This is a genomic window from Rhizobium sp. TH135, from assembly GCF_002855515.1.
In the GTDB taxonomy this organism is placed as follows: Bacteria; Pseudomonadota; Alphaproteobacteria; order Rhizobiales; family Rhizobiaceae; genus Allorhizobium.
In genome coordinates this window covers 618,821-634,435 of record NZ_PKRP01000003.1, presented here as the reverse complement: position 1 = coordinate 634,435, position 15,615 = coordinate 618,821, and the positions used below count along the sequence as shown (strand labels likewise).

At 63.2% G+C, this 15,615-nt stretch carries 14 protein-coding genes; 7 read left to right on the top strand and 7 right to left on the bottom strand.

The features are described from left to right. The first annotated feature begins 15 nt into the window (after positions 1-15). Genes C0V73_RS12020 through C0V73_RS11995 form a run of 6 tightly spaced genes read left to right on the top strand, consistent with a single transcriptional unit; the run spans position 16 to position 5,250 of the window. Positions 16-948, top strand: coding sequence for a MoxR family ATPase (locus tag C0V73_RS12020; RefSeq protein ID WP_102020202.1), 933 nt, complete (start codon positions 16-18; stop codon positions 946-948). A 1-nt stretch (position 949) separates the two neighbouring features. Then, complete coding sequence (locus C0V73_RS12015) at positions 950-2,224, top strand: VWA domain-containing protein (RefSeq protein ID WP_102020201.1); 1,275 nt, start codon at positions 950-952, stop codon at positions 2,222-2,224. Next, a complete protein-coding gene (locus C0V73_RS12010; protein ID WP_102020200.1) occupies positions 2,221-2,550 on the top strand; it encodes an XdhC family protein in 330 nt (109 codons plus the stop codon). The genes C0V73_RS12015 and C0V73_RS12010 overlap by 4 nt, the downstream gene beginning before the upstream one ends. Further along, the gene (locus C0V73_RS12005) at positions 2,550-3,266 is read left to right on the top strand and encodes an XdhC family protein (RefSeq protein WP_102020199.1); all 717 of its coding nucleotides are present in this window, start codon (positions 2,550-2,552) and stop codon (positions 3,264-3,266) included. Before C0V73_RS12010 ends, C0V73_RS12005 begins: the two co-directional genes overlap by 1 nt. Next, a complete protein-coding gene (locus C0V73_RS12000; RefSeq protein ID WP_102020198.1) occupies positions 3,263-4,906 on the top strand; it encodes a molybdopterin-binding/glycosyltransferase family 2 protein in 1,644 nt (547 codons plus the stop codon). The genes C0V73_RS12005 and C0V73_RS12000 overlap by 4 nt, the downstream gene beginning before the upstream one ends. 2 nt (positions 4,907-4,908) lie before the next feature. Beyond that, complete coding sequence (locus C0V73_RS11995) at positions 4,909-5,250, top strand: TfoX/Sxy family protein (RefSeq protein ID WP_102020197.1); 342 nt, start codon at positions 4,909-4,911, stop codon at positions 5,248-5,250. Here the strand turns inward: C0V73_RS11995 and C0V73_RS11990 are convergent. From C0V73_RS11990 to bcp, 5 genes are all read right to left on the bottom strand, one after another. Then, on the bottom strand, positions 5,238-5,645 hold the full coding sequence (locus C0V73_RS11990) for an NUDIX domain-containing protein (RefSeq protein WP_102020196.1): 408 nt from the start codon (positions 5,643-5,645) through the stop codon (positions 5,238-5,240). The two genes, C0V73_RS11995 and C0V73_RS11990, sit on opposite strands and share 13 nt — an antisense overlap. A 5-nt stretch (positions 5,646-5,650) precedes the next feature. Beyond that, on the bottom strand, positions 5,651-7,153 hold the full coding sequence (locus C0V73_RS11985) for a DEAD/DEAH box helicase (protein WP_102020195.1): 1,503 nt from the start codon (positions 7,151-7,153) through the stop codon (positions 5,651-5,653). A gap of 235 nt (positions 7,154-7,388) precedes the next feature. Then, complete coding sequence (locus tag C0V73_RS11980; protein WP_245407946.1) at positions 7,389-8,696, bottom strand: M23 family metallopeptidase; 1,308 nt, start codon at positions 8,694-8,696, stop codon at positions 7,389-7,391. A gap of 134 nt (positions 8,697-8,830) precedes the next feature. Further along, positions 8,831-9,676, bottom strand: a complete 846-nt coding sequence (locus tag C0V73_RS11975) for a ferritin-like domain-containing protein (protein WP_172450140.1) — start codon at positions 9,674-9,676, stop codon at positions 8,831-8,833. Between the two features lies 1 nt (position 9,677). Next, positions 9,678-10,145, bottom strand: coding sequence for a thioredoxin-dependent thiol peroxidase (gene bcp, locus C0V73_RS11970; protein ID WP_102020194.1), 468 nt, complete (start codon positions 10,143-10,145; stop codon positions 9,678-9,680). 122 nt (positions 10,146-10,267) lie between these two features. Here bcp and C0V73_RS11965 point away from each other — a divergent pair, with 122 nt between their 5' ends. Next, positions 10,268-13,678, top strand: coding sequence for a DUF3971 domain-containing protein (locus C0V73_RS11965; RefSeq protein WP_102020193.1), 3,411 nt, complete (start codon positions 10,268-10,270; stop codon positions 13,676-13,678). A 12-nt stretch (positions 13,679-13,690) separates the two neighbouring features. Here the strand turns inward: C0V73_RS11965 and C0V73_RS11960 are convergent, their stop codons facing one another. Both C0V73_RS11960 and C0V73_RS11955 read right to left on the bottom strand, forming a co-directional pair. Next, positions 13,691-14,383 carry a cobalt-precorrin-6A reductase gene (locus C0V73_RS11960; protein WP_102020192.1) on the bottom strand — a complete coding sequence of 231 codons (693 nt, stop codon included), beginning with the start codon at positions 14,381-14,383 and terminating at the stop codon, positions 13,691-13,693. Continuing rightward, positions 14,373-15,509 carry a cobalt-precorrin-5B (C(1))-methyltransferase gene (locus tag C0V73_RS11955; protein ID WP_102020191.1) on the bottom strand — a complete coding sequence of 379 codons (1,137 nt, stop codon included), beginning with the start codon at positions 15,507-15,509 and terminating at the stop codon, positions 14,373-14,375. The genes C0V73_RS11960 and C0V73_RS11955 overlap by 11 nt, the downstream gene beginning before the upstream one ends. Positions 15,510-15,615 lie beyond the last annotated feature (106 nt).

The following is a 15,615-nucleotide window of genomic DNA, read 5'->3' as shown; positions in this document are numbered from 1 at the left end:
AACATGGGAGGAGACATGGCAGAGACCTCGGGAAAGGCACTGCCGGAGACGATCGATGGCATTATCGATCTTCTGTCGGCGGAGGATTATCTGGCCGGCAGGCCGCTCGCCACCGTGCTGTTCCTGGCGCTCAGGATGAAACGCCCGCTCTTCCTCGAGGGTGAGGCGGGCGTCGGCAAGACCGAGGTCGCCAAGGTTCTCGCCAAGGCCCTCGACCGACCGCTGATCCGCCTGCAATGTTACGAAGGCCTCGATATCGCTTCCGCCGTCTACGAGTGGAATTATCCGGCCCAGATGCTAGAAATCCGCATGGCCGAGGCCTCGGGCGTCTCGGATCGTTCGCGGCTTGAGAGCGACATATTCTCCGAACGCTATCTCATCCGCCGCCCGGTCCTGCAGGCGCTTGAGGGCCAGCCCGGCCGGGCGCCCATCTTCCTGATCGATGAACTCGACCGCACGGACGAGGCCTTCGAGGCGTTCCTGCTCGAAGTGCTCTCGGATTTCCAGGTGACGATCCCCGAATTCGGAACCGTGAAGGCCGCCGAGCCGCCGATCGTCATCGTGACGTCCAACCGGACGCGCGAAGTGCATGACGCCTTGAAGCGTCGTTGCCTTTATCACTGGGTTGATTATCCGGCCGCTGCCGACGAACTCGCCATTATCAGGCGCAAGGTCAAGGGCTGCAACGAACAGCTCTCCCGACAGATCGTTGCCTATGTGCAGAAGCTCAGGACCGTCGATCTCTTCAAGAACCCCGGCATCGCCGAGACCATCGACTGGGCGACAGCGCTTACCGAACTCGACCGGCTCGCACTCGATCCGGAGACGATTGCGGATACGCTGGGCACGCTCCTGAAATATCAGGAGGACATCGCCCGCATCCAGGGGAGTGAAGGCGAAAAGCTGCTTTCCGAGGTCAAGGCCGAACTGCTGGCGAAGGCCGGCTGAGATGGAAACCTTCGGGCCGCACCAGGGCAGCCGACGCGACGGCATCGTCGTGCCGCCACCGGCTCAAGGGGACGGGCGGCTCGCCGACAATATCGTGCATTTTGCCCGCGTCTTGAGAAAGGCTGGCCTGAAGCCCGGGCCTGGTGCCCTCATCGATGCCATCGCGGCGATCGATGCAATCGGCATCGGCTCGCGCGTGGAGTTCCATGCGGCGCTGTCGGCCATCTTCGTCAAACGCCACGAGGATCAGCCCGTCTTCGACGAGGCCTTTTCGATCTTCTGGCGCTCGCGGGATCTCGTCGGCAAGATGATCGCGCTGATGTCGCCGGTGGCTGCCATCGGCGAGCGGCAGAAGCCGAAGGCCGGCGGTGCGCGGGTCAGTGACGCGCTGTTTGCCGATAAGAGCCGTGAGTCGAAGCCGCGCGACGAGCCCGATGTCGAGATCGATGCGCGGCTCACGGTTTCCGGCCAGGAGGTGTTTCGCCGGCTCGATTTCGGGCAGATGACCGCCAGCGAGCTCAAGGAGGCGCGACGCGCGATCGAACGGCTCGCCATGCCGCTCGATCTGGTCCAGACCCGGCGCTATCGGCTGTCACCCCGTGGGCGGATCATCGATCCGCGGGCGACGATGCGGCAGTCGCTGCGTACCGGCGGCGATCTCATGCTGCCGAAATTCCGCGAGCGCCGGCAACAGCCGCCGCCGCTCGTCATCCTCGCCGACATCTCCGGCTCCATGAGCCAGTACACCCGCATCTTCCTGCATTTCCTTCATGTGCTGACCGAGCGCCGTCGCCGCGTACACACCTTCCTGTTCGGCACCCGGCTTACCAATGTTACCCGCCAGCTTCGCCATCGTGACCCGGACGAGGCGATCGCCCAGTGCACCGATGCCGTCGCTGACTGGTCGGGCGGCACGCGGATCGGCGAAACGCTGAAGCTCTTCAACCGGCATTGGGCTCGGCGCGTGCTGGGGCAGGGCGCCGTCGTGTTGCTCATCACCGACGGACTGGAGCGTGACGAGGTGGAGCTTCTATCGCGCGAAACCGATCGTCTGCACCGCTCCTGCCGCCGCCTCGTCTGGCTCAACCCGCTCCTGCGTTTTGCGGGTTTCGAGGCCCGCGCACGCGGCGTCCGCGCAATGCTGCCGCATGTCGACGAGTTGCGCTCGGTGCACAATCTGGAAGCCCTGTCGGATCTGGTGCAATCTTTGTCCGGCGCACCGGATCGAGATTGCGACCCGAAGCGTTACCTCGGTCCTGAAAGGAGCCCGTCATGACCTCAGATACCGCCCTGCGCGACCCACTCACGATCGCTGAGAGCTGGCACGCCGAAGGCCGGTCGGTCGCCATTGCCACCGTCATCGAGACCTGGGGCTCGGCGCCGCGCCCGGTTGGCAGCCACCTTGTCATCGACGGCGAGGGTAATTTCGAAGGCTCGGTCTCCGGCGGTTGCGTTGAAGGGGCCGTCATTACCGAAGCGCTAGATGTCATCGAGAGCGGCGCGGCAAAAATGCTGGAATTCGGGGTCGCCGACGAAACCGCCTGGCGCGTCGGGCTCTCCTGTGGCGGACGCATCAGGGTTCATGTCGAGAGGCTCGGCTGATGGATGTTTGGACCCTTACGGCCCTGAATACTGCCAAGCGCGATCGCCGCGGCGCCGTGCTGGTGAGCGATCTCGCCGCCGGCACGTCCCGGCTGATCACGGAAGATCAGGTGCCGACCGGTGACCTCGGACAGGAAATCGAGGTGCGGCTGCTCTCCGGCAAGTCGGGCATGGTCGAGATCGACGGTCGGAGCCTCTTCCTCAACGTGCATCTTCCGCCGCCAAAAATCGTGGTGATCGGTGCCGTGCATATCAGCCAGGCGCTGGCTCCGATGGCGGCGCTTGCAGGCTTCGCGGTAACCATCATCGATCCGCGCACGGCCTTCGCAACACCGGAGCGTTTCGCCGGCATCGACCTGCACGCCGATTGGCCTGACGACGTGTTTGCGAGCATGCCGCTCGACCGCTACAGCGCGATGGTCGCAGTCACCCATGATCCGAAGATCGACGATCCCGGTCTGATCGCAGCCCTTAACGCCGGCTGTTTTTATGTCGGCGCGTTGGGTTCGCGGAAAACCCATGCAAAGAGGATCGAGCGATTGAGTGCGGCCGGCCTTAATGGCGAGGCCATAGCCGGCATCCGCGCCCCGATCGGTCTCGATATCGGTGCTGCCACGCCGGCGGAGATCGCGGTCGCCATCCTCGCTGAGATCATCCAGTCGCTGCGAAGGCGCAGCCTTGTCTCCGCCTCGATCCCGCAAGAGGCGAACGCATGAAGTTCGGGCCAATCCCGACCGTCGAGGCCGAAGGTTCGATCCTCGCGCATTCCCAGCCACTCTCCTCCGGCAAGCTTTCAAAGGGCCATCTCCTGCAGGCTGGTGATATCGCGCGCCTGACCGCCGAGGGCATCTCAACCGTCATCGCCTGTCGCCTCGAGCCAGGTGACCTGACCGAAGACGAGGCTGCCGAGAGACTGAGCACCGCCATCAAGCCCAAGGGTCTCAGCCGCAGTCCCGCCTCGACGGGACGGGTGAATTTCTACGCCAGTGAAAACGGGCTCTTCCTGACGGACAGGGCTGTCGTCGATCGCTTCAATGCGGTGGACCCTGCTATTACGCTCGCCTGTCTCAGCGATCGTCGCGACGTGCGGGCTGGCGATCTCGTGGCGACGATCAAGATCATTCCGCTGGCGGTCGCAGGTGCGAGCGTGGCAGCTGCGGCAGCGATCCTTGAGCAAGCTTACGCCTTTGAAGTGGCACCCTATCGCGCGCATCGCGTCCATCTCATTGCGACGCAATTGCCGTCGCTCAAACCGTCCGTCATGGAGAAGACGGCGCGCGTGCTCGAAGCCCGGCTCATGCCCTCGGCCAGCCGGTTGGTTTCGGAACGGCGCGTGGCCCATCAGGCCGAGGCTGTGGCAGAGGCATTGCGTGCGTCTCTCGAGGAAACACTGCCTGAACGAGATGATCCGCCACTGATCGTGGTCTTCGGTGCCTCAGCGGTCGCCGATCAAGAGGATGTCATTCCCTCGGCCATCCGGCTGGCAGATGGCGACGTCACTCAGGTTGGCCTGCCGGTTGATCCGGGCAATTTGCTTGTGCTCGGCCATGTCGATGGCGTGCCGGTCATCGGTGCGCCCGGCTGCGCCCGTTCGCCCAAGGAGAACGGCTTCGATTGGGTGCTGAACAGGATCCTCGCCGGCCATCCACCCGATCGGGCCGAGATGGCAGGCTGGGGTGTGGGTGGTCTCTTGATGGAGATCCCGAGCCGTCCGCTGCCGCGCCTTGCCGCAACCGCAGACGCCGATCCCGCTGCCTTCGGGCTCGTGGTGCTTGCTGCCGGTCGTGCGAGCCGCATGGGCGAGGGCGGTCGACACAAGCTACTGGCTGAATTCGAGGGCGAGCCGCTCGTGCGGCGCTCTGTTCGCCAGGCGGCGGAGGCAAAGTGTGGGCCGGTGACAGTTGTCACCGGTCATCGCAGCGCGGAGGTCGCCGAGGCGCTTTCAGGGCTTGGCGCGCAGGTGGAGGACAACCCGGATTTCGCGAGCGGCATGGCAAGCTCGCTGAAGGTGGGGCTCGCCGCCATCGAAGCACAGGGACTGCCTGGGATGATGGTCCTGCTCGCTGACATGCCGAATGTCTCGTCGGCTGATATCGCGGCGCTCGCCCAAGCCTATCGCAAGGCAGGTGGCAAGGCGATCGTGCGTGCGGTTTCCGATGGCCAGCGGGGAAATCCCGTTGTTCTGCCGGCCGCCACCTTCGAGGCCTTGAAGGCGCTTGAGGGCGATATCGGTGCGCGACCGGTGATCGAAAGCGCGGGCCTTGCCGTCATCGATGTCGAAATCGGCCCCGCTGCCCGTCTTGATGTGGATACGCCCGAGGCTATTCTCGCCGCCGGTGGCATCCTGAGGGACTGAAGATGGACAATGCGGCAATCGAGGAGATGTTCGAGGCGGTCGGGCCTGTAACGATCCGACGAATGTTCGGCGGCAAGGGCATCTATGCGCGCGGCATCATCTTCGCACTCGAACTGCGCGGCGAGTTGATGCTGAAAGGCGACGACGAGAGTGCGGCGCTGCTGGAAGAAGCCGGCGCCAGCCGCTGGCGTTACGAGGGCCGCAATGGCAAGCCCGTGGCCATGCCCTACTGGACGGTACCGGACGAGGCGCTCGATGATCCCGACATGATGGCGAAGTGGGCGCGTATCGCGCTTGATGCCGCGATCCGGGTCACCGAGCGGGAAGCCGCTCAGCGCAGATAAGTCAGAACTGTCTGTGTGAAGACCGAAAGCGGCTGCGGCAGATCGTCGAGATCAAACCAGCCGATCTCCGAGAGCTTGTCTGGTTCGGTGAGCTGCGGCTCGCCGGTCGTGTCATCGGTGACATAGAGCAGGGAAATCCAGTGCTGGCGGTCCGCCTCGATCCGCTGCTCGGTCAGGCCGAGATAGCGGATTTCGCCGATGTCGAGCGCCGTCTCTTCCTCGGCTTCGCGGCGTGCGGCAATCTCTGCCGGCTCCATATAGTCGACCTTGCCGCCCACGATGTTCCAGTGGCCGGCTTCCGGTGCCTTCATTCGCTTGCACAAAAGCAGTTTGCCATCCCGAAGGATGGCAAGACCAACCCCGAGACCGGGGAAATCGATACCGGGCTGACCCACAAGGATCAGGCCTTTGCGGCAGCAACGATCAGCATGAAGGCGGGGATGTCATCGCCGAAGCCGACAGGCGTCGGGCCGTCGTCATGGTCGTGGTGACGGTTGCGACGACGATCGCGGTTGTCGTCATTGGCCGGCGACGGATTGTTGCGGTTGTTGCGCGGGTTCTGATCGCGGCGCTTGTCCGTTCTGCGTTCCGCCGCTACCGGTTCTGCCTTGACCACTTCGACCTTCACCGCTTCTACCACCTGTTGTTCCTCTACCGGTTTGACATACTCGCTGCGCGTATCGGATTTATGACCGCCGCGCCGCTCGCGATCCTTGTCGCGGCCGCGTTTTCCACGGCTTTCGTCGTGGCTCTCCGCAGGCGCCGGAAGCGCCGACAGGTCACCATCGAGCCATTCGATCTTCTGGTCGATCAGCTTTTCGATGGCATCGAGGAATTTGGTGTCGCTGCGCGTCACCAAGGTAAAGGCTGCACCGGAGCGTCCAGCACGGCCGGTACGGCCGATGCGGTGGACATAGTCTTCGGCGTGGATCGGAACGTCGAAATTGAAGACGTGGCTGACATCCGGAATATCGAGACCACGGGCTGCGACGTCGGACGCGACGAGCAGTGTGATCGCATTGGCCTTGAAGCCCGCCAGCATCGTGGTGCGCGAGCGCTGATCCATGTCGCCATGCAGGGCGCCGACCGAGAAGCCGTGGCGCTCAAGCGAACGGAAGAGGTCGGCCACATCCTTCTTGCGGTTGCAGAAGATGATCGCGTTCTTCAGGTCGTCCTGGGCGCGGATCAGGTCACGCAGCGTCGAGCGCTTTTCGTAATCCTTGTTGTGGCAGGCAACCAGGCGCTGGGTCACGGTCTTCGCCGTCGAGGACGGCGGTGCGACTTCGATGCGCTCGGGGTTCTGCAAGAACTGGTCGGCCAGCTTCTGGATCTCCGGCGGCATGGTTGCCGAGAAGAAAAGCGTCTGGCGCGTGAAGGGGATCATCTTGGCGATGCGCTCGATGTCGGGGATGAAACCCATGTCGAGCATGCGGTCGGCTTCGTCGATGACGAAGACTTCAACGCCGGTCATCAGGAGCTTGCCGCGTTCGCAATGGTCGAGCAGGCGGCCGGGCGTGCAGATCAGGACGTCTGCGCCGCGTTCAAGCTTGCGGTCCTGCTCGTCGAAGGACACGCCGCCGATCAGGAGCGCGACGTTCAGCTTGTGATTCTTGCCGTACTTTTCGAAGTTCTCGGCGACCTGCGCTGCCAGTTCGCGCGTCGGCTCCAGAATGAGCGTGCGCGGCATGCGGGCCCGGGCGCGGCCCTTTTCGAGCAGCGTCAGCATCGGGAGAACGAAGGATGCCGTCTTGCCGGTGCCAGTCTGCGCAATGCCGAGAATGTCCCGCCGCTGCAGGGCCGGCGGAATGGCGCCTGCCTGGATTGGGGTCGGGATCGTGTAGCCGGCATCAGTGACGGCAGAAAGGACTTTTTGGCTCAGGCCAAGGTCAGCAAAAGTGGTCAAAGGGAAGTAGTTTCCGTTCCTGTTCTCGCGAACATCGCTCTATAGCCCTTGAGATTGGGCTCCAATGGTTGCGGCGAATAGTGGGAAACTGCCGGAAAGTCAAGGAAACAGGCGGATTTACCCCTACAAAGGCTTAATGTTCACCATTAATTGGCAAGAGTTGAGCAAATCAATTATAATGCATTCGCTTTCTGGGTGTCGCACAAGGCGAGTTTCCGGTTTTCGAATAGCCGCGTCAATTGATCAGCGGCGTCAGTTTCATGCCGGCATTGAGGAAGCGCATCGGATCGACGGGATCGCCGTTGCGGCGTACTTCGTAGTGCAGGTGCGGCCCCGTTGACCGGCCCGTGGAGCCCGAAAGACCGATCAATTGGCCCGGCTCGACAGTGTCGCCCTCGCTGACGAGAACGCGCGACATGTGGCCGTAACGCGTGGTGAGGCCCAGGCCGTGGTCGACTTCGACCATGTTGCCATAGCCGCCGGAAAAGCCTGCGGTGACGACCTTGCCGCTGCCCGTTGAGCGGATTTCCGTGCCGGTCGGCGCCCTGAAATCGATCCCCGCATGCATGGCAAGACCACCGAAGAAGGGGTCGGGTCGGTTGCCGAATCGGCTGGTGATTTCCTGGCCCGGCGCCGGATTGGCAAAGGGCAGGCGTTTTGCGGTTCCGCGAACGGTTTCAAGACGGTTGAGGGCTGCATCGAGCGCGTTGATCGAGGCATTGAAGTCGCGGTCCGACTGCGGCGCCAGGTAAGGGCCGCCGACGGCATCGGCCACCGGCAGAGCTGCAATCTCTTCAATCGGTACACCCTGTCGCTTGAGAATGGCGGCAATCTCGTCCGCTGTCTGGGACGCGCCGCTTGCCAGTTGATCGATGCGCTGCAGCTGCTCCGCTTCGATCTCCTTCAAGGACAAGGTCATGTGGGAGAAGAGGCGGTCGGCACGATCGGCGACATTCTCGCCTGTCATCGGAACATAGCCGAGCGCTACGGGCGGTTTCTCGGCTGTCGCTGATGGACGTGATGCGCCTTCGCTCCCGAGAAGGGCAGCGAAAGCTTCGGTGCCGTTGGAGAGAGCTGCCTGATCCTTGCTGTCGACGAGAGGCTTCTCGGCCGGGACTGGTCCGCCGGCGGGCAGGGCGTCGGAGGGGGAACCCTCGAGAAGGGCGCCGATCCGGCCATGCCGTGATGTCAGGGCCATCTGCTGTTCGAGGAGCTTTTCCACTTTTTCCTCGACGACCTGCTGGTCGAGCAACTGCCTTGAGGTAACGCGGTCGACCTGAGCGCGAAGCGCTGCGATTCGGTCTTCGTATTCGTGCTGCATGCGTGCCTGCCGCGCCATGGTGGCGCCGATCAGATTGTCGCGCAGAACGAGATAGGTCGTGGCACCGAGATAGCCGATGGCCATTGTGCCAAGAAAGCAGACGGTCAGGGCAATCATCCAGGGGCGGATCGTCATGTGGCGTATCCGGTCGCCGCTCGCCAGGATGACGACGTGCTGCACCTTGCGCTTTCCGAAGACCTGATTGTTTGAAGTCGTCGCCACGCTGACCCCCAATTCCTGCTCGATCAATCGCTGCCGCGCGAATGTCCGATGGCGGTGAGTCGCCTGTCCGCTCCCGCCTTTAGGAGTTACGCATAATTAGGGTTAATGAAGCGTTAGGCGATTGGAATTGCGGTTCAAACCGAGGAATTGTTCTTGGAAGAAAGCGACCGGTAAAAGGATGGCGTGAGGCCGGCTTCGGCGCGGGCGACATCGTTAAACGGTGCTTTCAGCTGGCCGCGAAAATTGGCACGCACGAGATCCTGGAAGGCGCGCGCCGGGTCCCGCTTTTCGCGGGCGCAGAGAAAACGGAACCATTTGGCGCCAACAGCCACGTGGCCCTTCTCGTCCTCGTAGATGACCTTCAGGACGTCGGCACTTTCGATGTCTCCGGTCTCGCGCATCTTGTCCTGCAGTGCAGGCGTCACGTCGAGGCCGCGCGCTTCGAGAATGAGGGGCACCACCGCGAGCCTCGCCGTCAGGTCGTTCTTGGTCGAGTGGGCTGCCTGCCACAGGCCATCATGGGCTGGCATGTCGCCATAGTCGGCGCCGAGTGTCCGCAGGCGATCGCGCACCAGGTTGAAATGCTTGGCTTCCTCGAAGGCCACCTTCATCCAGCCGTCGAAGAAGGAGTGCGGCACCGGTTCTGTTGCAAAGCGGGCCACGATGTCGAGCGCGAGATCGACGGCATTGAGCTCGATATGGGCGAGGGCATGCAGCAACGCCACGCGACCCGGCAACGTGTGCAGCGAGCGCTTGCCGACCGCCTTCGGCGGAACCAGTTCCGGCTTTTCCGGGCGGCCAGGTCGATCGGGAAGCGGCGGATCGAGCGGCGAGCGCAGGGACAGGCGGCGTTCCTGCCAGCGGATCGCCGCCGTTTGTGCGAGCGCCGTCTTCTCATTAAGGTCGGCGCTCAGGATTGCAAGTGTGGCAGCGCCGCGAAGGGAGTGAAAAGCCGTCTCGGGCTGCGTCATCTCGGGCATGTCAGAGGGCCTGCGCCGCCTTCAGCACGGCCTCGGCATGGCCAGGAACCTTCACCTTGCGCCAGACTTCGGCCACCTTGCCCGATCCGTCGATCAGGAAGGTCGAGCGTTCGACACCCATATAGGTCTTGCCGTACATGCTCTTTTCCTTCCAGACCCCATAGGCTTCCAGTGCCGTGTGCTCTTCGTCGGCGGCAAGCACTACAGACAGGCTGTGCTTGGCGGCAAACTTGTCATGGCTCTTCACCGAATCGGGCGAGACGCCGATCACGGTCGCGCCGAGCTTTTCGAACTCTGCGCTGAGGCCCGAGAAGTCGATGGCTTCGGTCGTGCAGCCGCTCGTGTCGTCCTTGGGGTAGAAGTAGAGAACCACTGGTTTTCCGGCGAAATCGGAGAGCGAAACGGTGCCGCCGCCGTTGCGGGGCAGGGAGAAATCGGGGGCCTTTTCCCCGGCAATCAAATCCGTCATGGGATAACCTTTCTTTTGCCCGTTTTATGAGTGAATCTGGGCATCATCGATATATAGTCCGCTCCGAAGTCGTCCAGAGCGACTTGTTAGCGGCATCGGTCGACGGAGACAATCACCAGCACATGTCTGAGATCCGGGGCGAAAAGCTACGGTTTCGCAAGCGGGACATCGTGCCGCTGCATGCCCTTCCGTCCGCCCAGGCCGAAGATCCCCTCATCGTGCATTGTCCACCGCCGAAGCGGTCGCTGTTCCGTCGCTTTCTCAGGGTCTTGGCCGGCTTTGCCGGGCTTTGGCTCGTGGTGTTCTTCGCCGTCTACGTGGTGGTCGAAAGCGGTACGCTTGATTCAGCCCTTGCCCAGCGCGCCCAGGCGGTGCTGAACAGGGCGCTGGGAGCTCAGTTCACTGCCAAGATCGGCGGCACCGAAGTCCGATTCTCTGACGGCATGGAGCTGACGGTCGAGGCGCGCGACGTCACCCTGCACGAGCAGGCCGGCGGCCAGCAGGTGGCCTTGACCCAATCCGTACGCTTCATCGTCGAACCACTGGCTCTGCTCGGCGGCCGTTTCGTAATCCGTGAAGTGGTGAGTGAGGGTATCAATCTTGACGCTACGGTGCTGCCCAAGGGTAAGCCGATCGATCTGAGCGGTCTCCGGATTGACCAGGTTCCGGCGCGGTTGGCCGGTGCTTTCGAAGAATTAGACAGACTGCAGGGCATGATCGCGCGCGGCGGTCTCGACCGTATGCGTCTTGCCGGTCTGGAGATCGAGTCGACGAGTGCAAGCGGGCGACCGCTCACCATTGCGATCGATGATGTCGCGCTGGAGCGGGGCGAAGACGATTCGCTGTCGATCTTCGGCGCAGTCTCGGTCAACGGCCAGCAGACGGAGCTGACCGCGCTAACCACCAATGTCGACGGTCGTGCTGAATCTTTGACGATGCGCATTGCCGATGTCCGGGTCACGCCATTCCTGCTCCGGCGCTCCAGTACCGGTGAGGCACGCCAGGGCATCGATGGCTCTGCCGAGCTGCTTCTGACGGCACGACGCGCCGATGGCGGGCAGGCGCCCGCCATGTCGCTCGGAATCAACATGCGCAATGGCGGCTTCTACTCGGATGGCCAACGCCAGGAACTGACGGACGCAGCGCTCAAGCTTTCCTACGACTTCTCCAAGGATACGATCGAACTTGCGGATTCCGTCGCTCGTTTCGGCGAGACCGTGTTTCCGCTCTCGGGTGGCATCATCGATCTCGACCGGCTTCCTGAGGGACCGAGTTTCGGCAAGGGTTTCGGCATTGATCTGGTGGTGACCGACGGGCGGGCGAATGTGCCCACGGCCGGCGAGACACCGTTTCCCTTCTTCCTGAAAGGCTATGGTCGCTATCTGGTCGGCGAGAACATGCTGCAGCTCGACACGCTGGATGCCTCGACGCCTGGCGGCAACATGCGTGGCAAACTGCAGGTGCGCTTCGGCGGCACGGGTCCAGAGATCCGCTTCAACGCCGAAGTGCAGAACATGGCGACCAGCGTCGTCAAGCAGCTCTGGCCCTACTGGATCGCTTCCAAGCCCCGGCAATGGGTGCTTGAGAACCTCTATGGCGGTATCATTCCGCGCGGCACAATCGACGTCTTCATTCCGCAGAACCGCCTGTCGATCGATCCGAAGCCGGTCCGCCTCAATGCCGACGAGCTGAAGATCGGCTTCGATCTCGAGGATGCCCGGCTGAACCTCACCGGTGAGCTGCCGCCGCTTCGCGATGTCTATGGGCGCTTCGACATGCTGGGAGAACGGGTGGATGTCGACATCCGCTCGGCCGGCTCCTTCTTCCCGTCAGGACGCATGGTGAACCTCGATCGCGGAAAGCTCGTTCTGCAGGACGCTTATGAAAAGCCGCTGATGGCGGATCTGGAGCTCGATGTCAGTGGTGCGGCGGATGCCGTTGCCGAACTGGTGTCGTTCAAGCCGATCGAGGCCTTGCGCACCGTCGATTTCAAGGCCGATGACTTTGCCGGCAAGGTGCGGGGCAAGGCGAAGATCCGCCTCGGTCTGGTCCCCGACCAGCGGCCGCCGACCCCGAGCTGGACGGCTGAGGTCGATCTGGAAGATGTCGATGTGGCGAAACCCTTCGACGGCCGGCGCATCAGCGATGTGACCGGCAAGCTGCTCGTCGACGTCGACAAGGCCAAGCTGGATGCCGAAGCGCTCATCGACGATGTGCCGATGGAGGTCGAACTCACCGAACCGGTTCGGAAGGGCGAGGGGGACGTCGCCCGCGAGCGGGTCGTCACGGCCACGCTTGACAACGCAACTCGCGAAAAGCTGGTGCCCGGGCTTGGCGAGATCGTCAATGGTCCGATGAAGCTCGAACTGCGCCGCCTCGATGAAACCCGTCAGGCCGTGTCCGTCGATCTGCGGTCTGCGACGCTCACCATCCCCTGGGTGGGGTGGTCGAAGGGGCAGGGGATTGGCGCAAAGGCGACGTTCGAACTGTCCAAGAATGGCGAGCTATCATTGATCGAGAAGTTCGAGCTGGATGGCGATGGTTTCGGGGCGATCGGCGATCTCTCGGCCGACGACCGGGGGCTTGTGGCAGCCAATCTGTCGCGGGTGCGGCTCTCGCCTGAGGACGACGTCGCGCTTACCGTGCGGCTCACCAAGGGTGTCTATTCGGTCGTTGCCAATGGGCGCGCCTTTGATGCTCGCTCGCTGCTCTCCACCCTGCAAAACCCATCCAGTGACGGTGAGACGGCGAAGTCCAGCACCTCACTCAGGATCGAGGGCCGGTTCGAGCGCGTTCTCGGCTTCGGTGGCGAACAGCTGTCGGGTGTCTCGATTATCTATGGTGCGGGCAAGGGTCGCGTGAATGCCGTGGATTTCTCCGGCGTGACGGGCAGTGGCCAGGCGCTGGTGGCCAAACTGCGCCAGCCGGAAGGGCTTCGGGAGCTGTCGGTGACGACGAGTGACGCTGGAGCTGTGCTGCGCTTCCTCGATACCTATAAGCGGCTCGGAGGCGGGCTTGCCAATCTGCGGCTGACTGAGACCCGCGACGGTGCCTGGAGCGGCAATCTCGATCTGCGCAATTTCCAGGTCGAGAATGAAGAGCGCCTGCAGACCATCGTCTCGACACCGACCGGTGCCGACGGGCGCAGCCTCAACAATGCTGTACGCAGCGACATCGATGTCAGCTCTGCCCGGTTCCAGCGTGCATTCGCCCGTCTGGCCATGGTCAACGGCACGCTCAGCGTCGAGAACGGCATCGTGCGCGGAGAACAGATCGGCGCGACCTTCCAGGGCATCGTCCGCGACCAGGCCGGAAGGATCGATCTGACCGGCACCTTCATGCCCGCCTATGGTCTCAATCGTCTGTTTGGCGAATTGCCTGTCATCGGCGCCATCCTCGGCAATGGCCGCGACCGTGGCCTGCTCGGGATTACCTTCAAGCTGACCGGGGCAACGTCCAAGCCAAACCTCGTGATCAACCCGCTGTCGATTATCGCGCCCGGCGTCTTCCGCCAGATCTTCGAATTCCGCTGAGGCTGATCTTGGTCAGTCCCGCTCGATCATGATCACAGGCAGTGCCAGCCGCCGTGCCGCGATGATCTTGGCGTAACCCGCGGGTCCCCCGGAATTACGGCATACGAGATGCGTGATGCCATGCGCGGTAAAGAGGTCTGCCTCCCGGTCGGGATCCGATGCCGGCTTGCCGAGGACGAGCATGTGATCGGAAAAACCGAGTGGCGTCTCCGGCGGGTCGACCATGCGGATGACAAAGCGGCAGTCGTCCCGTCCGATGAAGGCATCCAGATACTGCCTGCCAAGAGCGAGAAATACCGTAGCCGCTTGCGGTAACGCCTCCGCTGCCGCCTCAAGCGTCGCCACGGACTTCCAGCGGTCGCCGGGCTGCTTCTGCCAGCGGGGTCGCAGCCTTTGTTCGAGCGGGATCCCCGAGATCGCTGAAGCCTTGATGGCGTTCTCGCTGATGCGTCTGGCGAAGGGATGCGTCGCGTCGATCATTCGGTCGAACTGCTCGTCCCGCAGATAGGCCGCGAGCCCATCTGCGCCGCCGAAGCCGCCGATGCGAACCTCGCCGTCTGGCAGCACCGGATCGACCGTCCGCCCCGCCAGCGAGGTCGTCACGCTATGGCCTTCCTCGATGAGTTGTGCGGCCAGCAGTCGTGCTTCTGCCGTTCCGCCGAGGATCAGGATCTTCTGTCGAGATGCGGGCCGGCTACTGGGCATGGGCAATGACCGTGCCCTTGCGGTCGGTGACGAGGATATCCACGGTGACGCCGCTGTCGCGCAGCACGCCTTCGGCGGTCAGCTTCGCCGCCTCGGCCACCGATTGCGCGATCTCGACCTTGGCCGTCGTCATGATCTCCAGCACTTCCATCGCGGTGTTCGCTTCCTGCACGGCGCGCCGCTCGGTTTCACCCAGCGACATGGTGCAAGGGAGGGAGAGATAAAACATGTTGTCGACTTGACTGCGGGAGGAATGCAGGTCGAGTGCGCCTTGGGCGAGTTTCGACATCTTGGCAAAGCCACCCGCGATCGTCAGGCGCGGCACCGGATGGGAGCGCAGATATTTCAGAAGGCCACCGGCAAAGTCGCCCATGTCGATCAGCGCCCCGTCGGGCAGATCATGAAAGACCTGGGCTGCCTTTTCCGAAGTCGATCCGGTCGCGCCCAGCAGATGCGTCAGTCCCTCGGCGCGCGCCACGTCGATGCCGCGATGGATAGAGTGGATCCAGGCAGCACAGGAGAAGGGATGGACGATGCCCGTGGTGCCGAGGATGGAGATGCCACCGAGAATGCCGAGCCTCGGATTCCAGGTCTTTTCGGCGATCGCGGCGCCACCCGGCACCGATATCCTGATCTCCACATCCGGCGACACCTGATGCTCTGCCGCAAGCGCCTCGATCTCTGCTGTCATCATCGCGCGCGGCACCGGATTGATCGCGGCCTGGCCGACTGCGATCGGAAGGCCCGCTTTCGTTACCGTGCCGACGCCGTCGCCCGCCACAAAGCGGATGCCGCTTCCGGGAGATAGGCGGGTCACCGTCGCGATTACGGTGGCTCCATGGGTTACATCCGGATCATCGCCCGCATCCTTGACGATGCCCGCATAGGCGCTCTCCCGCTCGAAGCCTTCGCAGGCAAGCGCGAAGGCCGGCGTCTCGCCTTTCGGCAGCGTGATCGAAACGGGATCCGGGAAGGCGCGGGTCAGCAAGGCCGTGAAAGCCGCCTTGGTCGCTGCCGTGGCGCAGGCGCCAGTCGTCCAGCCGTTGCGCAGTGGCGCGCCTTCCGGCTTGTCCAGCCGGTGGCCTTCTGCTGCGTCTTTCGCGTCTGGTCGATTGGCATCGCTCATGGCTCGCTTATAGGCGAGGCAGCCTCCGCGCGAAAGTCAGGTGACCGCAGGTTCCGTGCGGAAAGCAGCGGGGCGGAATTGCAATTTTTTCCGACGGGGCCTAGAC